Here is a 14,880-nt window from a genome sequence, read left to right as displayed (position 1 = left end):
TTATCCTTCTAATATCGCTCGTATATCTCCAATTCGTTCACGGCCAATCTGACGACGGGCGTGCACTTCTCGTGCAGTGAGTTTTTCGCCTGTGTTTTGCGGTTCTATCACGGAGCGAGGGAAGCGCTCTCCTCGCATATGGGCTTTGCAAACTTCTTTGTATATTTTGCCAAACGCCCGTTTCCCCGCTCCGGTGTCACGTCGCCGAATTTTGGAGAACCCAACTCTGCGCCCCGCTTCGTACAAAACCTCGTGGCTTGGTTTCCAGCGCGCTAGGTCGTGGGCATTGTTCGCAACTTCAAGGTAGGCTGCTTCGGTGTCTGGAAACTCGTTGAATAAATCTCTCATGTTCGCTCCTTACCAGTTTGTGTCGTGAATGTTCGACAGACTGTTCTGAACTTGATCCCGCGCTGTGGCGGGCGGTGTCGGTCGCTGCTGGGAGAATTTCATGGAGTTACGCATCCACAGCCGCCACGCGGCGACCCAATCTTTTTTCGTCGAGCCGTTCGCTTGGTGGTAATCCATAAATTTCTTGGTTTCGTTTTGCCAGTCGGTCGTGATTTGGTTTTGAACGAGCCAGTCGAGCATTCGCTGATCGACGATGAACTGATCGGGAACGTTCGAGGCGCGTTTTGATTTCGGCTTGGGGTTTGCCGGAACGGGCAAACCAATCTCATGTGTAGTCTCTGAGTTAATCTCTGAGTTAATCTCTGTATACGTCCCCCGTTTTTTTGTGGGAGGTGTCCCAATTATTTGTGGGGGGTGTCCCAAATTTTTGTGGGGGGTATCACAATTATTTGCGATAGGGGTCACATCGTCGTGTTGGGGGGTATCACAAATATTTGTGATAGGGGTCACATCGGCGGTCTCAACCGCTTTAGGAAAAGTGATCTCTTCTATTTTTTGAGCAACAGGTTCGATATATAAAACATTGGATAGCTGAGTTCCATTGACTTGTTTGTTACGCAACTCACAACGAATCAAGCCAGCATCACGCAACCTTTTAATGGCTTCTTGTGCTTCACGCTTTGTCATCCCAAAGTCTTCAGAAAACGAAGCGTAAGAGCGGTGTAACATGTCATCGCTGAATCGCCTCTGATAACCTGTTACCGCACCTGTATGCTCGTCTCTCAGCTCTCTTGGGCGATACCAATAAACAATCTCTGACAGCAACGCAACCGCTTTAAAGTCAGGCTTACCAGAAGGTGTTAAGATTTGTTTGTACCACACTTTAGGCGTCACATTACCAGTAAAACCTAAACGCCCAATATCGGCGACTGCCTTTGTAATTGTCATGAAAGTCCACCAATACGAAGTTGTGTGGCGCGTTGGCTTGTCGTCGCATTGTTAAGCTTCGCGCTCTGTCCTGCTTTGAACCCAAGCGCTCCGCAGGTAAGTCCATCTTTCGAATCGTCTAGTTGAATGCTTTTAAACTTAACCGGTTTATGATCTTTGGAGACTTTAGTACGGTGTTTCGTTACGTCCTCTGGTACGTTCTTTTTACCAAAGACATTGATCAACTTCTCACATGCCGAGTACGCCCAACCCAAACAAAACTGGTCTTGTAGCATTGCATTGGCGTTATACTTCTTTTTGAAGTTTTTTCTTTCACGCTCTAACTGAGTGTAAAGCACATCAAACGAATAGCTGGCAAGTTGAGCGTGCGTATCAAATCCAATAAATACAACGCTTGAAAGCCATTGATAACGATTAGATTTGACATCGACAGTCTTTTCGATCGTGCAATATGTACCGGAAATTTGAGTGATCGCTTTAATCAGGTAGCACTCAAACTCTTTTAGCGACTTTCTACGGATCGTTCGTGATTTCATTTCTAAGATAGAAAGATCCCCTTCATCCATCTTATGCTTCTTCATCAACGCCATGGCTTGACGTTTAGCGATTTCCGCTTCATGTGGATTATCGCTTTGTGAAAGAGCGAGCAACTTACGAATTTTTTCTTCATACCGACGATTCGACATAACTCACCCCTTGAGTTGATCAATTCCGTGCTGTAGCACGGCTTTACGTAGAGCCATCAAAGCTTCTATCGCTTCTGTGATTTCGCGCTGACACTGCTCTTGTTCACGAAGAGTCAAACGGCCGTCGGCAAGCGCTTTTTGTATCGTCGAAAGCACATCACCGTGTTCTTTGCCCGCGTTGAGCACACATTCGAGAATGCTTAAACTTTTGCTCTCCTCTGCTTTGATCGACAGCTCTAGCCCCATCGCTCGGTAGATGGCGTGATTACCTGTAAGCAACTGAATCGCGACGGATTCGCGTAGTGTGAGTCGGTGCGTTTCGTTTTGTGGGTTGGCTTTGTTAATCATCACTTGATAATTCGACCCCAAACGTCGTGCAATTTCCTTCGGCGGCATATCAGAATCGTGAACCGTGTCATAAATGGCCTGATCAATATGGTCCATTGTTTTCTCCTTGATTAATGAAACGTGGCTGAATACGGTAAAGTTAGTTAGTCTTTAATGGCTTGCTGTTCGTGATCGCGTAACAAGTCCGATTCCGACACTGAGCCATTCGTTGCTTTGGAGATCTGGCGAATATATTTGGCTGGCGCACGTTTGTTCCGCCATAACCAGTTCCAAACATGTGCCTGCTTTACTCCTAAATTTTCAGCCAATGCGGTTTGACCTCCAACGGTCTCTATAGCTTTTTGTATTGCGGTCATATTCCATCCCTACATATTTTTGTTGTATTTAAATACAACTTATATGTGTTTGTCAAATACACGTAAAGTTGTAATCATCACAACAAGAAGTTAACTAGACTGAAAAACTAAAAATGAACATCGCAGAAAGAGTTAAAACCCAACGAATACACTTAGGACTAACTCAAACAGAGTTGGCTAATAAAGTTGGAATAAGCCAACAGTCATTGCAGAAAATTGAAGATGCTCGGACAAGCAATCCAAGAAAGCTATTAGCACTTGCGAAAGCCCTTGAATGCACGCCTGAGTGGTTGCAATTTGGTATTGAGGGAGTCAGTTCAGGTGAAGCCGAGAGCAATGTTGAAGCAGCGCCGTTTAAAGCTCCTAGTAAAAAGCTGCCTGTTGTAAGCCATGTTCAAGCTGGTGCATGGAGCGAAGCTATTGATTATCGCTCATTGGCAGACGATATTGAGTGGGAAGAAAGCCCATTCTCTGCAAGTGATAACGCTTTTTGGCTAAAAGTCGTGGGCGACAGCATGACATCACCCGTTGGAACTAGCATTCCAGAGGGACATTTAATTCTAGTCGATCCTGATATTCCGGCTGACAACGGAAGCCTTGTTGTGGCGAAACTTGACGGCACAGATGAGGTAACTTTTAAAAAGTTATATATTGATGCTGGGCAGAAGTATCTAAAGCCACTTAACCCGAACTACCGCCCTTTTGAAATCAACGGGAATTGCCGTATAGTCGGTGTTGTAAAAGAAGCAAAAGTGAAACTTTAAGCGCTAAGGCTAAACCTTGCTTCAAGCGTACGAAGTAAGGTAAAACAGTCAATTACCTCAATACCAAAATGTTTACATACATTAGGTACTTTTACTTTGGTTGAGTTTTCAGCAACTAGCTTTTCGTGAGTGACTACAGCAACTTCCCCACCCAATTCCTTTATTGACATTGCTTTAGAAATTATCCAAGGGTCAGCGCCATCCAAGAAGCTGTCTCTATTAGCCTCATTTAAGTGCGGTTGATCCATTAAATATTCCACAACTTCTACAAAGCAATTTTGTGTTAAGTCGTCCTCATCATCAATGAAATGCTCATCGCGTTCTTTAACCCAAAGACTAAGTTTGTCCTCTTGCTTTTGAGTTTCACCAGCTCTGGCTTTCGCTGGCTTCGGTTGTTTCAGCTCTTTTTGAACTTGCTTAATTGACGTTATTTGGCCACTTTTGTACGACTTGTCTAAGAATGCCCAAAATCCAGGACAAAAATCCATATCGTAATAAGACCCTTGTGCCTGAATGTAAATATTCGCATCTAGTAAGTACAGCATTAAATACCTAGTTCCTTGGCTAAATTTTTTACGTTTAAAGGCTTGGTGCCTAATAAATGCCCTGCATCGCGCAGTAACATACGTCCGCTTAGTGCTTCGGATACAACTGCACTAGCAAAACTCTTTCCAAGCCGAGAAATTTTGGTCGTATAGTAAGATGGCCCACCATTGGAGTTACGCTCATGATCTTTCTTGTAGCTTTCGATCATTGAGTAATATTGAGCTTCCGTAATCAACCCTAGCGTTAACGCCCTTCTGACAATAACCCATCGACTCACATGGAAATGCTTAGCAATTGCACTAACATGTAGTCGCCAATCTTTCTCAATCCAGACTTGAAGGAATTCATCTTCTGGTACTAGAAACTCAGCGGCAATTGCGTTGCATTTGGCTTCTTCTTTACGATGGTTGCTTGGACTAACATCTGAAAGGCCGCTCTGACCGATCCAAATGTGAGCCAACTCATGAAGCATGGTGAAAAGTTGCGCCGTTTGCGCATCTGCACTGTTAATAAAAATAACTGGGGCAACGTCATCACAGATAGCAAAACCTCGAAATTCTTGAACTAATAGCGGTTTACTTTTCCCACCAAGGTCTCGTTCTCTCATTACCATTATGCCCAACTTCTCAATGTGTTGGCGCACAACTCTTTCATAATCATCCCATCTACCTGAACGTTTCGCTGGCAATGAAAGCCTGTTGCGCATATCAGCAACGACCGAAGACGTATCACTATCCATAGTAAATTGAGTTATAAAGGAATTCTCAAGCTTAAGGTTATCTTTACGATATTCCTTATACCACTCTTGGCGCTCTAACACTTTTCGGATTATTGCTATCAAAGAAGCGCTAGGTTTTTGTAGCTCTCTTCCATCAATAGTTCGTAAATCTGGTATTGGTAGATCGTCGGCTGGCGGCTGCTTGGCAAAAAGTAAACCGAAAGAAATTAAGGTTTTATCTGCAATATTTCTGGCTTGTGCCATAGATGGCGCATTTTCACCATTTTCCCAAGCTATTACTTTTTCCTCCTTAACACCTAAGGCATCTGCGAGTTGAGACACAGACATACCCGCACGCACGCGCGCCCAAATAATATTGGCAGGGTTAATAAGTGCTTTGCTCATAGTAGATAAACCTAGATAGATAATTCTTAAAGTATAGCCAAAGAAAGGAGGTCGAAAAGAAAGCCAATCCATGACTGTAGACAGATTAAAACTTAACTATAAGCGTCTTGGCAATACATTCAGCATTAAATAGATAAAAAACGAAATTTTTAAATTTACACAAACAACATAAGAAATCTGCATAACAACTTTTTAGTGTTGACTAAACCTAATATTTGGTTGTATATTTGTCTAACACTTTACAACCAAAGGATAGGAATCATGCTTGTAATCACACGTAAACTTGGCGAAGTAATCAACATCGGTGACGACATCGAAGTCACTGTCTTAAGTGTTAAGGGGAATAGCGTGCGCCTAGGCGTTGAAGCCCCCAAAGAAACTACAATCCATCGAGAAGAAATCTATAAGCGAATCCAAGCTCAAAAAGCCTTGGATGCGGAAGTAGCGTAGCAATAAGGGGGACTTAGTTATGAGTTTCGCTGTATTCGGAGCATCAGTTGAAGATGCTAAAAAGCTTGCCCATAAGCGCCTATCAAAGATTGAGAAGGATGGCATGAGCACTTGCCTTGAGAAGGTTGGGAAATGGAATCCTCAGAAAAAGCTAACTATTTCCGACCGCTGCATAGAATCCGTCGCAAAGACTGGAGAGATTCCTCAGACACTTTGGGTCGAAGCGTTTCAGGAACTTGTACAAGTCAACATGAAGTCGATGAAACCCAAACAGGTCTCTCCTCTTTATGGGGCACCGGAGCGTTGCTATGAGTTTATTAGTCTCGCTAAACGCTTTGGGGCTTTGAGAATGACGATTAGACAACGAGTACGCTGCGAATCCTCAAAGAAACCCGGTAAGTTTGAAACTAAGTGGGAAGACTTTAATCCAACACAAAAAAGGCGTCATTAATCATGACCGAGCGACAAATTCAACGATATAGAAACCTGCTACTCAAGTACCTTGAAGACGAAACGCCGGAAAAGCAATGCTATTCACCGGAGCTCATCTTTCAGGATGTTTTGTATTTGATGGGCATTGCCATTGATGAACAAAAATATGGCGCCGCGCAAGGGTTTGATGAATTCAAGCTGCTGTTAACAGAAATAATAAAAGGACAGAACAGGAACAAATATGACTTCTAAAACGTTATTTTTACTAATGGCTGAGTTTGAGGGGCGAACGGCAGTCCCGCTTGCTGAGGCCTTGCATTACACAAACTACACAACCCTAGCAGAAGCCAACAAAGCTGCTAATGCAGCAACATTGTCTATTCCTGCATTTCGTATGGCGGATTCACAAAAGAGCCCGTATATGGTTCATTTGGAAGATCTGGCTGTTTGCATCGATGCAGCGCGCAAAAAAGCGATGGAGAGCAGTTATTTGCTCTCTGGTAAAGCGCCGATTATCGAGAGAGCGTCTAAAAATCCCCCGCCTGTTATTTCTAATAGACGAGGCAGACGAGAAAAAGCTACGGTGATGGCTGGCCAATAAGCCCAGCCTCACCAAGCTCTTTACCCAATACTGAATATTTGTCGTAATAACCTGCTTGGGTTAAATGCGTATATCGAGCAAGATTTGACCAGCTTCGATGCCCTGAAACCATGCTTACCTCTGGCACACTGAGTTGTAGCTCAAATAGATGACTCACCCCTTCGTGCCGTAGATCGTGAAACGTTAAATCTTCTATATCAGCCCAGCGACACGCTCTTTGAAATGCGGCACCTATTGTACTTTCAGCATACGGAAATATCCGAGACTCACCTTCTACTTTAGGCTGTTTTTCGATCAATTTAATTGCGCGGCGCGGAAGAAACAATGTCATATTGTTCCCTATTTTTTTACGAGGATGCTTCATGTCTTTGACGAGAATGGTTCCCTTCAGTGCATCAAGGTCATTCCATTCCAATCGAACGATCTCTCCTAAACGACGCGCTGAAAACACGGCAAATAGTACGATGTCGTCGAGAGGTGTTTTAAATTCAGACATGCGACCTTTGCCATTTTTTTCCCTGTGCTTGTATGAACAGATTTTTTGCAGTTCGTCATAAGTCGGTCGTCGGTCTCGGCATGTTGAACGATCGACGATGCCAAGCTGAGAAGCAACGCCTGATGCGTCCTCTATCTCTTGTAGGTTAACCGGTATTGACCAGGCAACTCTTGCATATTTGGCTAACACTCGAATGTACGCTAAATCTTGAAGTACTGTTGCAGGTTTAGCGTTGTCCTCGTCATGACGTTTTCGTAAATAATTCAAAATATCAGACGCTGTTATTTCTGCTAAAGCAATCGTAGATAATATGGGCTCTTCACTCATTAGCCTCATTGTTCCACGCTTTGTCTTACCTAAAGGTTTCGGTACGTTTTCATGCTCTTTTAGATACCTTGCCATAGCCTGCGCAATCGATAAATCAGACAATGACTTTCCATTTGCCAACAGTTTTTTAACTTCGGCTTCTCTATTTGCTGCCCACAATCGAGCATTTTTTTCAGCACCACGCCCTTCAAAGCTTTTAGCCTCACTAAAAGCTTGCACTCCAGCTTTCATTATTCGAATCTGAGCAGAGTGAACAACTGTCCCATCCTTTTTTTTCCTAGTTTTAAATGTAGCCATGCTGGTTAGCATCCTTGTAAGTATGTGACATAATAGAGCGACAAAATCTGGTGTTATGCGTTGCTGGTGTAAAAAAATTACACACCAATACATAGGCTTCTCAACAAGCAATTTACTACAAAGATTTTTGTAGTAAATGAGTAGCAACATACTACCTAGAACGCCAAAAAACACCCAATAACAGACTTAAATATGCTACAAGAAAACAGCGAAAAAACAAGCTCAAACCCTTATAAATCAAGGGATACAATAGACAGACGCTTTAGCGTTGCGCCCATGCTCGACTGGACAACCCGCGATTACAGAGTCTTTGCACGTACTCTGACGAAACATACTCTGCTTTACACTGAGATGGTAACAACGGGCGCGATTTTACAGGGCGACAACCCTGAGCGTTTTTTAAAGTATGACGATTGTGAGCACCCTATCGCATTGCAGTTAGGCGGTTCTGATGCGGTGGCATTGGCGACGTGCGCTAAAATAGCGGAGACGTTTCACTATGATGAGGTGAACCTCAACGTTGGTTGTCCGAGTGACCGCGTTCAAAACAGTCTTATTGGAGCCTGTTTGATGGCCTACCCTGATAAGGTCGCCGATATACTAAAAGCAATGCAAGACGCGACGTCTATTCCAGTTACTATTAAACACCGAATTGGGTTAGACGATCAGCAAGAATACAGTATTTTAAGAGACTTCGTGGGGACCGTCGCTGATACGGGCATTCAGACTTTTATCGTGCACGCACGAAACGCCATTTTGCAGGGGTTGAGTCCAAAAGAAAATCGCGAAATTCCGCCGCTTAAATACGATTATGTTTATCAGCTAAAGAAAGATTTTCCTGACCTTGAAATCATTATTAATGGCGGCATTAAGACAATAGATGAGACTATTTCTCACTTGGATCATGTAGATGGTGTTATGATGGGCCGAGAAGCCTATAACAACCCATGGATTCTAAGCGACATTGATACAAAAGTGTATGGTGCGTCTGCTTGTGTAAATAACCGCTTTGAAGCCTTGGAAAGATTTGTTCCCTATGTTGAGGAGCAACTGGCTAAAGGCGAACGGTTGATGCACATGACACGCCATATTCTGGGCATTTTTCACGGATTGCCCGGTGGAAAGCAGTTTAGACGCTACCTTTCCGAAAACGGTCACAAAACCGACGCGAAAATCGATATATTATTAGAAGCAATTGAAATTGTTCGCAAACAAACAACGAAACACACATGCATATAAAAAGGATAAAGCAATGAGCAATAAGTTATCCCAACTAAAAGAATTCACGACCATTGTTGCTGATACTGGCGACATTACCGCTATTAAAGAGTTTTTGCCTGAAGACGCGACAACCAACCCTTCTTTGATGCTCAAAGCATCGCTTATTCCTGAGTATGCTCCTTTTATTGATCAAGCGATTAGCTGGGCGAAAGAACAAAGCGATGATGCAGCGCAACAATTGATCGACGCAGGAGACAAGTTAGCCGTTATTATCGGCTGCGAAATTCTAAAATACGTGCCTGGCCGCGTTTCTACCGAGGTTGATGCTCGTTTGTCTTACGACAAAGAGGCAACAATCGAAAAAGCACGTCGCTTAATTGCGCTGTACGAAGAAGCCGGCATTACACGTGACCGCATTTTGATTAAAGCCGCTTCCACTTGGGAAGGGATTAAAGCAGCAGAAGAGCTGGAAAAAGAAGGCATTAACTGCAACCTTACTTTGTTGTTCTCTTTTGCTCAAGCGCAAGCGTGTGCTGAAGCCAATGTTACTTTGATCTCGCCTTTTGTAGGTCGAATTTTAGATTGGTACAAAAAATCGACAGGCGAAGCATACACAGCTGAAACAGACCCAGGCGTTGTCTCCGTCACGAAAATCTACGACTACTACAAGCAACACGGTTACAAAACCATTGTAATGGGTGCGAGCTTCCGTAACATCGGCGAGATTGAGCAACTGGCCGGCTGTGACCGTCTAACCATTAGCCCTGCACTTCTAGAAGAACTTAAAAATGACGAGGGCACATTGGAGCGCAAATTGACGCCAGTGTCTTCGACAACACCGGCTGGCGAATCTATTACTGAATCCGCTTTCCGCTGGGAAATGAACGAAGACGCAATGGCTACGGAAAAGCTAGCGGAAGGCATTCGTAACTTCGCTGTTGACCAACGTAAGCTGGAAGACCTACTTACTGCTAAATTGTAAAACTTTCTTGACTCACTAAGAAATAAAAAAAGAAAGAAAAAAGAGCAGATGCCCATCTAGGCATCTGCTCTTTTTGTTTAAGCCGAACATCAAATATGAAGGAAATAGCAACAACTTAAAAAGGCATCTACTATAGTAAAACTGTACATACCTTAAAGTAGCCAAACGATAAGGCAGGACTCGATGACTTTTTTCACTGTTAAAAACCGATCAAACATTTTATCGAAATTCGAGTACCGTAACGTCGCTCGTCGTATGGTTTTGAAAACGACACTGCTGCCACTTTGTTTTTTATTCTCTGCTTGCTCAGCCAGCGCTCCTCAGCAAAATCCGTTTTCACCAAACCAGTCAATCACAGTAACCGAACTCGCTCGATTTAACGACATTCCTTGGGGAGCTGATTTTCTCGATAGTGACACCCTCCTCGTCACTCTGAAGAGCGGAAAACTCGCTACCATCAATCTAGAAACAGGAAAGATTCATTATATTGAAGGCCTACCGGGTGTGGTGAATGTCGGTCAAGGCGGACTACTCGATGTTGCCGTTCTAGATACTACTGCTCCAGACCATCAAACCAAAGAAGCGCCACCCTTTTGGATTTACTTCACCTACTCCGCAACAGCATCGAACAGTCTCACAACGGCGCTTGGGCGCGCAAAGCTAGATAAAGACCGCTTGGTTGAATGGGAAACGTTGTTTATCGCAGATACCCATTCAGACGCTACGGTACACTTTGGCTCACGCATTGCTTTCGATGATAACAAACACCTTTATATTTCAATTGGTGACAGAGGCGCCCGAGACAGCGCTCAAGACCGATCAAATCACGCTGGTAGTATCATCAGGCTGAACTTAGATGGCAGCGTTCCTAAAGACAACCCGTTTTATAATGATCTAAATGCACGTGCCGAAATTTGGAGTTACGGCCATAGAAACCCACAAGGGTTATTTTTCGATAAGCGTACTCAAACACTTTGGTCAAATGAACATGGGCCAAGAGGCGGTGACGAAATCAATAAGATTCTAAAAGGGGAAAATTACGGTTGGCCCGTTGTATCTTACGGTAAAGAATACTGGTCGTTTAGTGCGGTTGGCGAAGGCACTCAGAAGAAAGGAATGGAAGATGCCAAAAAGGTATTTATTCCATCCATCGCGCCCAGCGATCTTTTAATTTATCACGGTCGTCTTTTTTCAGATTGGAATGACGACATTATCTCGACGGCCCTCGCTCTTCGCCATATAAACAGATTACGTCTGAATGAAAACGATGATGAAGCACAACAGGAACAACGCTATTTGCGTAATCTCGACGAGCGCTTTCGCAGTATTACTCAAGCGCCGGATTCGTCTTTGATCGTCACTACGGACTCTGGAAAGGTATTGCGACTCACCCCTTAGTCTGACTTTAGACTATTCGAGTTCAATAAATGAAATGGGGCGAATAAAATACACATACTTTATATAAGTGCTTTATATAAGTGCTTTATTCGCCATTTGTATATTCTTTGTACCAGTTTCCGAGATCTTCTAATGTCATTGGCACAGCTAGCCAGTACCCTTGGAAGTAGTCACAACCAAATCGATGGAGGTATTGATGCTGCACATCGTTTTCTACGCCTTCTGCCGTCACACTAATGTTTTGTAGATGACATAATTGAATCGTTGGCTCCAATAGCATCTTATAGTCGGCGTGGGTAATACGGTTCACCAACGCTTTATCCAGTTTCACTTTATCCACTGGGTAGTCGATCATTTGTAGCAGTGGTGTATAGCCAATTCCAAAGTCATCAATCGTGATACCGAACCCTAATGAGCGAAGATCCACCAGCACTTCAAGCACTTGCTCTACCTCGAAGTAACCAAACGTTTCGGTAATTTCCAGCTCGATCACACCAGCCGGTAAGTTAAACTGCTTTTGCAGCTCCACAAGACGCTCGACTAGAGAAGGTCTTCCCAACTCGGCCGCAGAAAGATTAACGGAAACGATGATGTCATCATTAAGCAAACCTTGAAGCGCAGAAATCTGTTCGAACGCCTTCTCGAATACCCAACCATCGATTTTAGAAAAACTGCCCGTTTGCTCAGCAATGGGGACGAACTCATCAGGTTGAATCACCCCAAGAGAAGGTGAAAACCAGCGCAGTAGCACTTCAACGCCCACTACTTTGCCATCTCTATTGGTATACGGCATGTAAACCAATGAGAACTCTTTATCGCAATCTACAAATTTCAAAGCGTCTTCGATCGCTTTTGTTCTGCGCGCTTCTTGAGCAATATCTTCGGAATAGACGTCAAATCGATTTTTTCCTGAGCGTTTGGCGTGATACATGGCCATATCGGCGTTGGCAATCAAGCCTCGCAACTCATTTCCATCTTGAGGGTAGGTCGCGATCCCCACACTGGCTGAAACAGGCATGCGATAGCGGTTCGTCTGAAACCCGCCTTCAAAAAGAGACACGATACGCTCACCCAGCTCCTCACGCTCTTTCAGCTCGTTATGAGACAATACGATGGCAAATTCATCACCTGAAAGTCTCGATACCATTGACCCGTATCGTCGCCTGCCACCCTGCTTTATCAATTCGAAGAAGGAGGTGGATGCTTCGACTAGCAGTTCGTCACCCGCTTCATGACCAAATCGATCGTTAACAAATTTGAAGTTATCGAGGTCAATGTAGATGAGCGACAAAAACGTCTCTTTCGATTTACTTCTTGTGAGTGCTTTTTTGGCGAATTCATGGAATCGCAGACGGTTGGGCAACATTGTTAATGCATCGGTTACCGCCATATCGCGAGAAGCTTGAAGGTTTTGATTAAGTTGCTCATACAGCTGATGAAATTTTACGCCAACACGGCTGACTTCATCTTGCCCAGTAGGCTGTAGGATATTCTCTTGTCTGTTAGACATGACAAGAGAAAGCTGTCTATCGAGCGTCCCTATCGGTTGAATGATGTAGCGCTTAATAAGGAAAAGTAACACGCAAAAGGTCAGTAAACCTAATATTGTTCCTGCACCGAGATACCAGTACAAAAAGGTCTTAAGTTGCTGATCAACATAGCGGTCAGTGAGTGAAATATTGACATAGCCGCCCGCCAACATAGGCATCGAGACCGTTAAGGGCTCAACCGTACTGCTTTTGACAACCTTTGCTTGGACACCGTATTTTTGATTGATGTTTCTTAACGCACTGTCAAATTCTGGGGAACTAATGGTCACAAAAATATAACGCGCGTCGTTAAATCGTGATAACACGCCAGAGTGAGTCGATGAGCCATTGAGTGAGTGTGAATGAAGAATAACATGATGGTCTTCAGGGCTTTTAAACACCTCGAAGTTATCTAAATCTGCAATGGCATTGCTGTTTCTGCTGAGCTTATCAATAAGCCAATCTACGCGATCGTTATTTTCAGATTTTCGTTCATAGGTATAAAGAGGCATGCCCTCTTCATTCAAAATATAAACAGCGATATCACCTGCCAAACGATATGCGACATCATTTGTGTATCGATCAACCAAATCGGTCAATGACGCTTGCGAGTTCACTTGTGCCTGCGATGGCATACGTATTTCACGTTTTTCCGTTAGCATACTCATAATGCCGGTCGCGAAATAGATTTCTTCTTCCATGGAGTATCGAAGGTTAAGCAAATTAAAGTTTAACTTCGACATTTCCAGTTCGATAAGCGAGCTTTTTTGAGCGGAAAATACACCCCAGGTTGCCCCGCCAAAGCCTACAATGAGAACTGGCAATACAAGCATAATTAGGCGTTTAGTTAGGGTCATAAGTTCCTGATCACATTCGTTTTATATATATGATTTATATATATGGTTTGACGTGCCTTCGTGTCGCGCACCCAAACTCTTATTCATGACTAACGCCGCTCATAGATATTAAGATCTACGCTTTATTTGATCGGCCATCTCTATCCAAAGAAATCAACTCAATACTCAATGATCCAATTGATATGCTCTTGATTTCTAACAACTGGCATCACGCGGCCTATTATGAGTGTAATATTACTGCTCAATGATAATTTCGAAAGCAATAGTTTGTTGAATTTTGTTTCTCTACTGCACACGACTATGCTGACTTACTTAAATTTGAGCTTAATTTACAGCCTCTTCGTCACCAAACTCCTCGTCGCCCCAGCTACTTTCATCTCCCCAACTGTCATCGTCACCCCAGCTATCGTCCTCTCCCCAACTGTCATCAGACTCTTCGTCCCAACTTCCCTCTTCCTCATTACTAACTTTTGCAGGTTGACCGCCGACTTCGCCGTCGTAAATAGCGGCGTTTCTGGACTGTAGGTAAACATCCCGAATAAAGCTGTATCGGTCTCCGAAAATCAAACGCTCGGACGACAACAGTTTTGATCGAATTTGAACGATTTCAAGCGCCTTTGCTGACCAATATTCGTTCGTCGTCGGGTCTAAAAGCTCAATTGGATCATAGTTGAAATAATCGACCGCTGTACCTGTCGCATCTCTTACCGTCGATGGCCCTAAAAAAGGCAAAACAAGGTAAGGCCCTGATCCAACGCCCCAATACCCTAATGTCTGACCAAAATCTTCGGGTTCACGCTTTAGTCCCATTTCACTGGCGACGTCAAAAATCCCTAAAAAGCCTGCCGTGCTGTTGATCAGGAAACGAAACGTTGACGCCGCCGTTTCATCCCATTTTCCTTGCAGAAGGTTGTTCGTGATATTGCCAACTTCACCTAGGTTGTTAAAAAAGTTGCCGACACCTCGTTGAACTGGGCTTGGGGTAACGTAATCGTACCCTTCAGCCAAAGGCTTCAAGGCGTACTTATCAAGCGTATCGTTAAAACTCGACATCGTCCGGTTATAACCTTCCCACGGGTCTTCTGGCGCTGTTTCAGCGCTTGAAATAGAAGCTCCTATCGAAAGTCCCACGATCAACAGTACTTTTTTCACATTTACCAACAACATCTTC

The 14,880-nt window shown here is 43.8% G+C and carries 18 protein-coding genes; 8 read left to right on the top strand and 10 right to left on the bottom strand.

The genetic code is table 11. The annotated features are described in order from the left end of the window. From MARME_RS09180 to MARME_RS09160, 5 genes are read right to left on the bottom strand one after another with little or no spacing between them, the layout of a single operon-like run. Nucleotides 1-348, bottom strand: a complete 348-nt coding sequence (locus MARME_RS09180; protein ID WP_013660981.1) for a hypothetical protein — start codon at nucleotides 346-348, stop codon at nucleotides 1-3. A gap of 9 nt (nucleotides 349-357) precedes the next feature. Then, a complete protein-coding gene (locus tag MARME_RS21405; RefSeq protein ID WP_013660980.1) occupies nucleotides 358-1,296 on the bottom strand; it encodes a hypothetical protein in 939 nt (312 codons plus the stop codon). Further along, nucleotides 1,293-1,982 carry a DUF2786 domain-containing protein gene (locus tag MARME_RS09170; RefSeq protein WP_013660979.1) on the bottom strand — a complete coding sequence of 230 codons (690 nt, stop codon included), beginning with the start codon at nucleotides 1,980-1,982 and terminating at the stop codon, nucleotides 1,293-1,295. Before MARME_RS09170 ends, MARME_RS21405 begins: the two co-directional genes overlap by 4 nt. Nucleotides 1,983-1,985: 3 nt before the next feature. Next, nucleotides 1,986-2,426 (bottom strand): phage regulatory CII family protein, encoded by a 441-nt coding sequence (locus MARME_RS09165; protein ID WP_013660978.1) that lies wholly within the window; start codon nucleotides 2,424-2,426, stop codon nucleotides 1,986-1,988. A 47-nt stretch (nucleotides 2,427-2,473) separates the two neighbouring features. After that, nucleotides 2,474-2,686 carry a helix-turn-helix domain-containing protein gene (locus MARME_RS09160; RefSeq protein WP_013660977.1) on the bottom strand — a complete coding sequence of 71 codons (213 nt, stop codon included), beginning with the start codon at nucleotides 2,684-2,686 and terminating at the stop codon, nucleotides 2,474-2,476. A 113-nt stretch (nucleotides 2,687-2,799) separates the two neighbouring features. Here MARME_RS09160 and MARME_RS09155 point away from each other — a divergent pair, with 113 nt between their 5' ends. Further along, entirely contained in the window at nucleotides 2,800-3,450 is a 651-nt protein-coding gene (locus MARME_RS09155; protein WP_013660976.1) for a LexA family protein, read from the top strand. Here MARME_RS09155 and MARME_RS09150 read toward each other — a convergent pair. Both MARME_RS09150 and MARME_RS09145 read right to left on the bottom strand, forming a co-directional pair. Beyond that, nucleotides 3,447-3,995 (bottom strand): DUF4411 family protein, encoded by a 549-nt coding sequence (locus MARME_RS09150; protein ID WP_013660975.1) that lies wholly within the window; start codon nucleotides 3,993-3,995, stop codon nucleotides 3,447-3,449. The genes MARME_RS09155 and MARME_RS09150 overlap by 4 nt on opposite strands. Next, nucleotides 3,995-5,119, bottom strand: coding sequence for an XRE family transcriptional regulator (locus tag MARME_RS09145; RefSeq protein WP_013660974.1), 1,125 nt, complete (start codon nucleotides 5,117-5,119; stop codon nucleotides 3,995-3,997). Before MARME_RS09145 ends, MARME_RS09150 begins: the two co-directional genes overlap by 1 nt. A gap of 261 nt (nucleotides 5,120-5,380) precedes the next feature. On the opposite strand from MARME_RS09145, the gene csrA reads away from it, so the two are divergent. The 4 genes from csrA to MARME_RS09125 are packed head-to-tail and all read left to right on the top strand — an operon-like array spanning nucleotide 5,381 to nucleotide 6,602. After that, entirely contained in the window at nucleotides 5,381-5,569 is a 189-nt protein-coding gene (gene csrA / locus MARME_RS09140) for a carbon storage regulator CsrA (protein WP_013660973.1), read from the top strand. Between the two features lie 19 nt (nucleotides 5,570-5,588). Beyond that, complete coding sequence (locus tag MARME_RS09135; RefSeq protein ID WP_013660972.1) at nucleotides 5,589-6,020, top strand: hypothetical protein; 432 nt, start codon at nucleotides 5,589-5,591, stop codon at nucleotides 6,018-6,020. Between the two features lie 2 nt (nucleotides 6,021-6,022). After that, nucleotides 6,023-6,253, top strand: coding sequence for a hypothetical protein (locus tag MARME_RS09130; protein ID WP_013660971.1), 231 nt, complete (start codon nucleotides 6,023-6,025; stop codon nucleotides 6,251-6,253). Beyond that, nucleotides 6,243-6,602, top strand: a complete 360-nt coding sequence (locus MARME_RS09125) for a pyocin activator PrtN family protein (RefSeq protein WP_013660970.1) — start codon at nucleotides 6,243-6,245, stop codon at nucleotides 6,600-6,602. Before MARME_RS09130 ends, MARME_RS09125 begins: the two co-directional genes overlap by 11 nt. On the opposite strand, the gene MARME_RS09120 is transcribed toward MARME_RS09125, so the two are convergent. Then, nucleotides 6,580-7,722, bottom strand: coding sequence for a site-specific integrase (locus MARME_RS09120; RefSeq protein WP_013660969.1), 1,143 nt, complete (start codon nucleotides 7,720-7,722; stop codon nucleotides 6,580-6,582). The two genes, MARME_RS09125 and MARME_RS09120, sit on opposite strands and share 23 nt — an antisense overlap. Before the next feature lie 192 nt (nucleotides 7,723-7,914). On the opposite strand from MARME_RS09120, the gene dusA reads away from it, so the two are divergent. The 3 genes from dusA to MARME_RS09105 all read left to right on the top strand — a co-directional run bounded on the left by dusA (nucleotide 7,915) and on the right by MARME_RS09105 (nucleotide 11,323). Then, nucleotides 7,915-8,961, top strand: coding sequence for a tRNA dihydrouridine(20/20a) synthase DusA (gene dusA / locus MARME_RS09115; protein WP_013660968.1), 1,047 nt, complete (start codon nucleotides 7,915-7,917; stop codon nucleotides 8,959-8,961). A 13-nt stretch (nucleotides 8,962-8,974) separates the two neighbouring features. Continuing rightward, a complete protein-coding gene (gene tal, locus MARME_RS09110; protein WP_013660967.1) occupies nucleotides 8,975-9,925 on the top strand; it encodes a transaldolase in 951 nt (316 codons plus the stop codon). 183 nt (nucleotides 9,926-10,108) lie between these two features. After that, nucleotides 10,109-11,323 (top strand): PQQ-dependent sugar dehydrogenase, encoded by a 1,215-nt coding sequence (locus MARME_RS09105; RefSeq protein ID WP_013660966.1) that lies wholly within the window; start codon nucleotides 10,109-10,111, stop codon nucleotides 11,321-11,323. 85 nt (nucleotides 11,324-11,408) lie between these two features. Here MARME_RS09105 and MARME_RS09100 read toward each other — a convergent pair whose 3' ends face one another. Both MARME_RS09100 and MARME_RS09095 read right to left on the bottom strand, forming a co-directional pair. Continuing rightward, nucleotides 11,409-13,709, bottom strand: coding sequence for a putative bifunctional diguanylate cyclase/phosphodiesterase (locus tag MARME_RS09100; RefSeq protein ID WP_013660965.1), 2,301 nt, complete (start codon nucleotides 13,707-13,709; stop codon nucleotides 11,409-11,411). A gap of 324 nt (nucleotides 13,710-14,033) precedes the next feature. Further along, a complete protein-coding gene (locus MARME_RS09095; protein WP_013660964.1) occupies nucleotides 14,034-14,876 on the bottom strand; it encodes an MlaA family lipoprotein in 843 nt (280 codons plus the stop codon). Between the last annotated feature and the right edge of the window lie 4 nt (nucleotides 14,877-14,880).

Source organism: Marinomonas mediterranea MMB-1, from assembly GCF_000192865.1.
GTDB classification, from domain to species: domain Bacteria; phylum Pseudomonadota; class Gammaproteobacteria; order Pseudomonadales; family Marinomonadaceae; genus Marinomonas; species Marinomonas mediterranea.
This window is presented reverse-complemented; position numbering and strand designations above follow the sequence as displayed.

Excerpts from the sequence above, each read along its gene's own strand:
- MARME_RS09180 (WP_013660981.1), bottom strand. The coding sequence starts at position 348 with ATGAGAGATTTATTCAACGAGTTTCCAGACACCGAAGCAGCCTACCTT.
- MARME_RS21405 (WP_013660980.1), bottom strand. The coding sequence starts at position 1,296 with ATGACAATTACAAAGGCAGTCGCCGATATTGGGCGTTTAGGTTTTACT.
- MARME_RS09170 (WP_013660979.1), bottom strand. The coding sequence starts at position 1,982 with ATGTCGAATCGTCGGTATGAAGAAAAAATTCGTAAGTTGCTCGCTCTT.
- MARME_RS09165 (WP_013660978.1), bottom strand. The coding sequence starts at position 2,426 with ATGGACCATATTGATCAGGCCATTTATGACACGGTTCACGATTCTGAT.
- MARME_RS09160 (WP_013660977.1), bottom strand. The coding sequence starts at position 2,686 with ATGACCGCAATACAAAAAGCTATAGAGACCGTTGGAGGTCAAACCGCA.
- MARME_RS09155 (WP_013660976.1), top strand. The coding sequence starts at position 2,800 with ATGAACATCGCAGAAAGAGTTAAAACCCAACGAATACACTTAGGACTA.
- MARME_RS09150 (WP_013660975.1), bottom strand. The coding sequence starts at position 3,995 with ATGCTGTACTTACTAGATGCGAATATTTACATTCAGGCACAAGGGTCT.
- MARME_RS09145 (WP_013660974.1), bottom strand. The coding sequence starts at position 5,119 with ATGAGCAAAGCACTTATTAACCCTGCCAATATTATTTGGGCGCGCGTG.
- csrA (WP_013660973.1), top strand. The coding sequence starts at position 5,381 with ATGCTTGTAATCACACGTAAACTTGGCGAAGTAATCAACATCGGTGAC.
- MARME_RS09135 (WP_013660972.1), top strand. The coding sequence starts at position 5,589 with ATGAGTTTCGCTGTATTCGGAGCATCAGTTGAAGATGCTAAAAAGCTT.
- MARME_RS09130 (WP_013660971.1), top strand. The coding sequence starts at position 6,023 with ATGACCGAGCGACAAATTCAACGATATAGAAACCTGCTACTCAAGTAC.
- MARME_RS09125 (WP_013660970.1), top strand. The coding sequence starts at position 6,243 with ATGACTTCTAAAACGTTATTTTTACTAATGGCTGAGTTTGAGGGGCGA.
- MARME_RS09120 (WP_013660969.1), bottom strand. The coding sequence starts at position 7,722 with ATGGCTACATTTAAAACTAGGAAAAAAAAGGATGGGACAGTTGTTCAC.
- dusA (WP_013660968.1), top strand. The coding sequence starts at position 7,915 with ATGCTACAAGAAAACAGCGAAAAAACAAGCTCAAACCCTTATAAATCA.
- tal (WP_013660967.1), top strand. The coding sequence starts at position 8,975 with ATGAGCAATAAGTTATCCCAACTAAAAGAATTCACGACCATTGTTGCT.
- MARME_RS09105 (WP_013660966.1), top strand. The coding sequence starts at position 10,109 with ATGACTTTTTTCACTGTTAAAAACCGATCAAACATTTTATCGAAATTC.
- MARME_RS09100 (WP_013660965.1), bottom strand. The coding sequence starts at position 13,709 with ATGACCCTAACTAAACGCCTAATTATGCTTGTATTGCCAGTTCTCATT.
- MARME_RS09095 (WP_013660964.1), bottom strand. The coding sequence starts at position 14,876 with ATGTTGTTGGTAAATGTGAAAAAAGTACTGTTGATCGTGGGACTTTCG.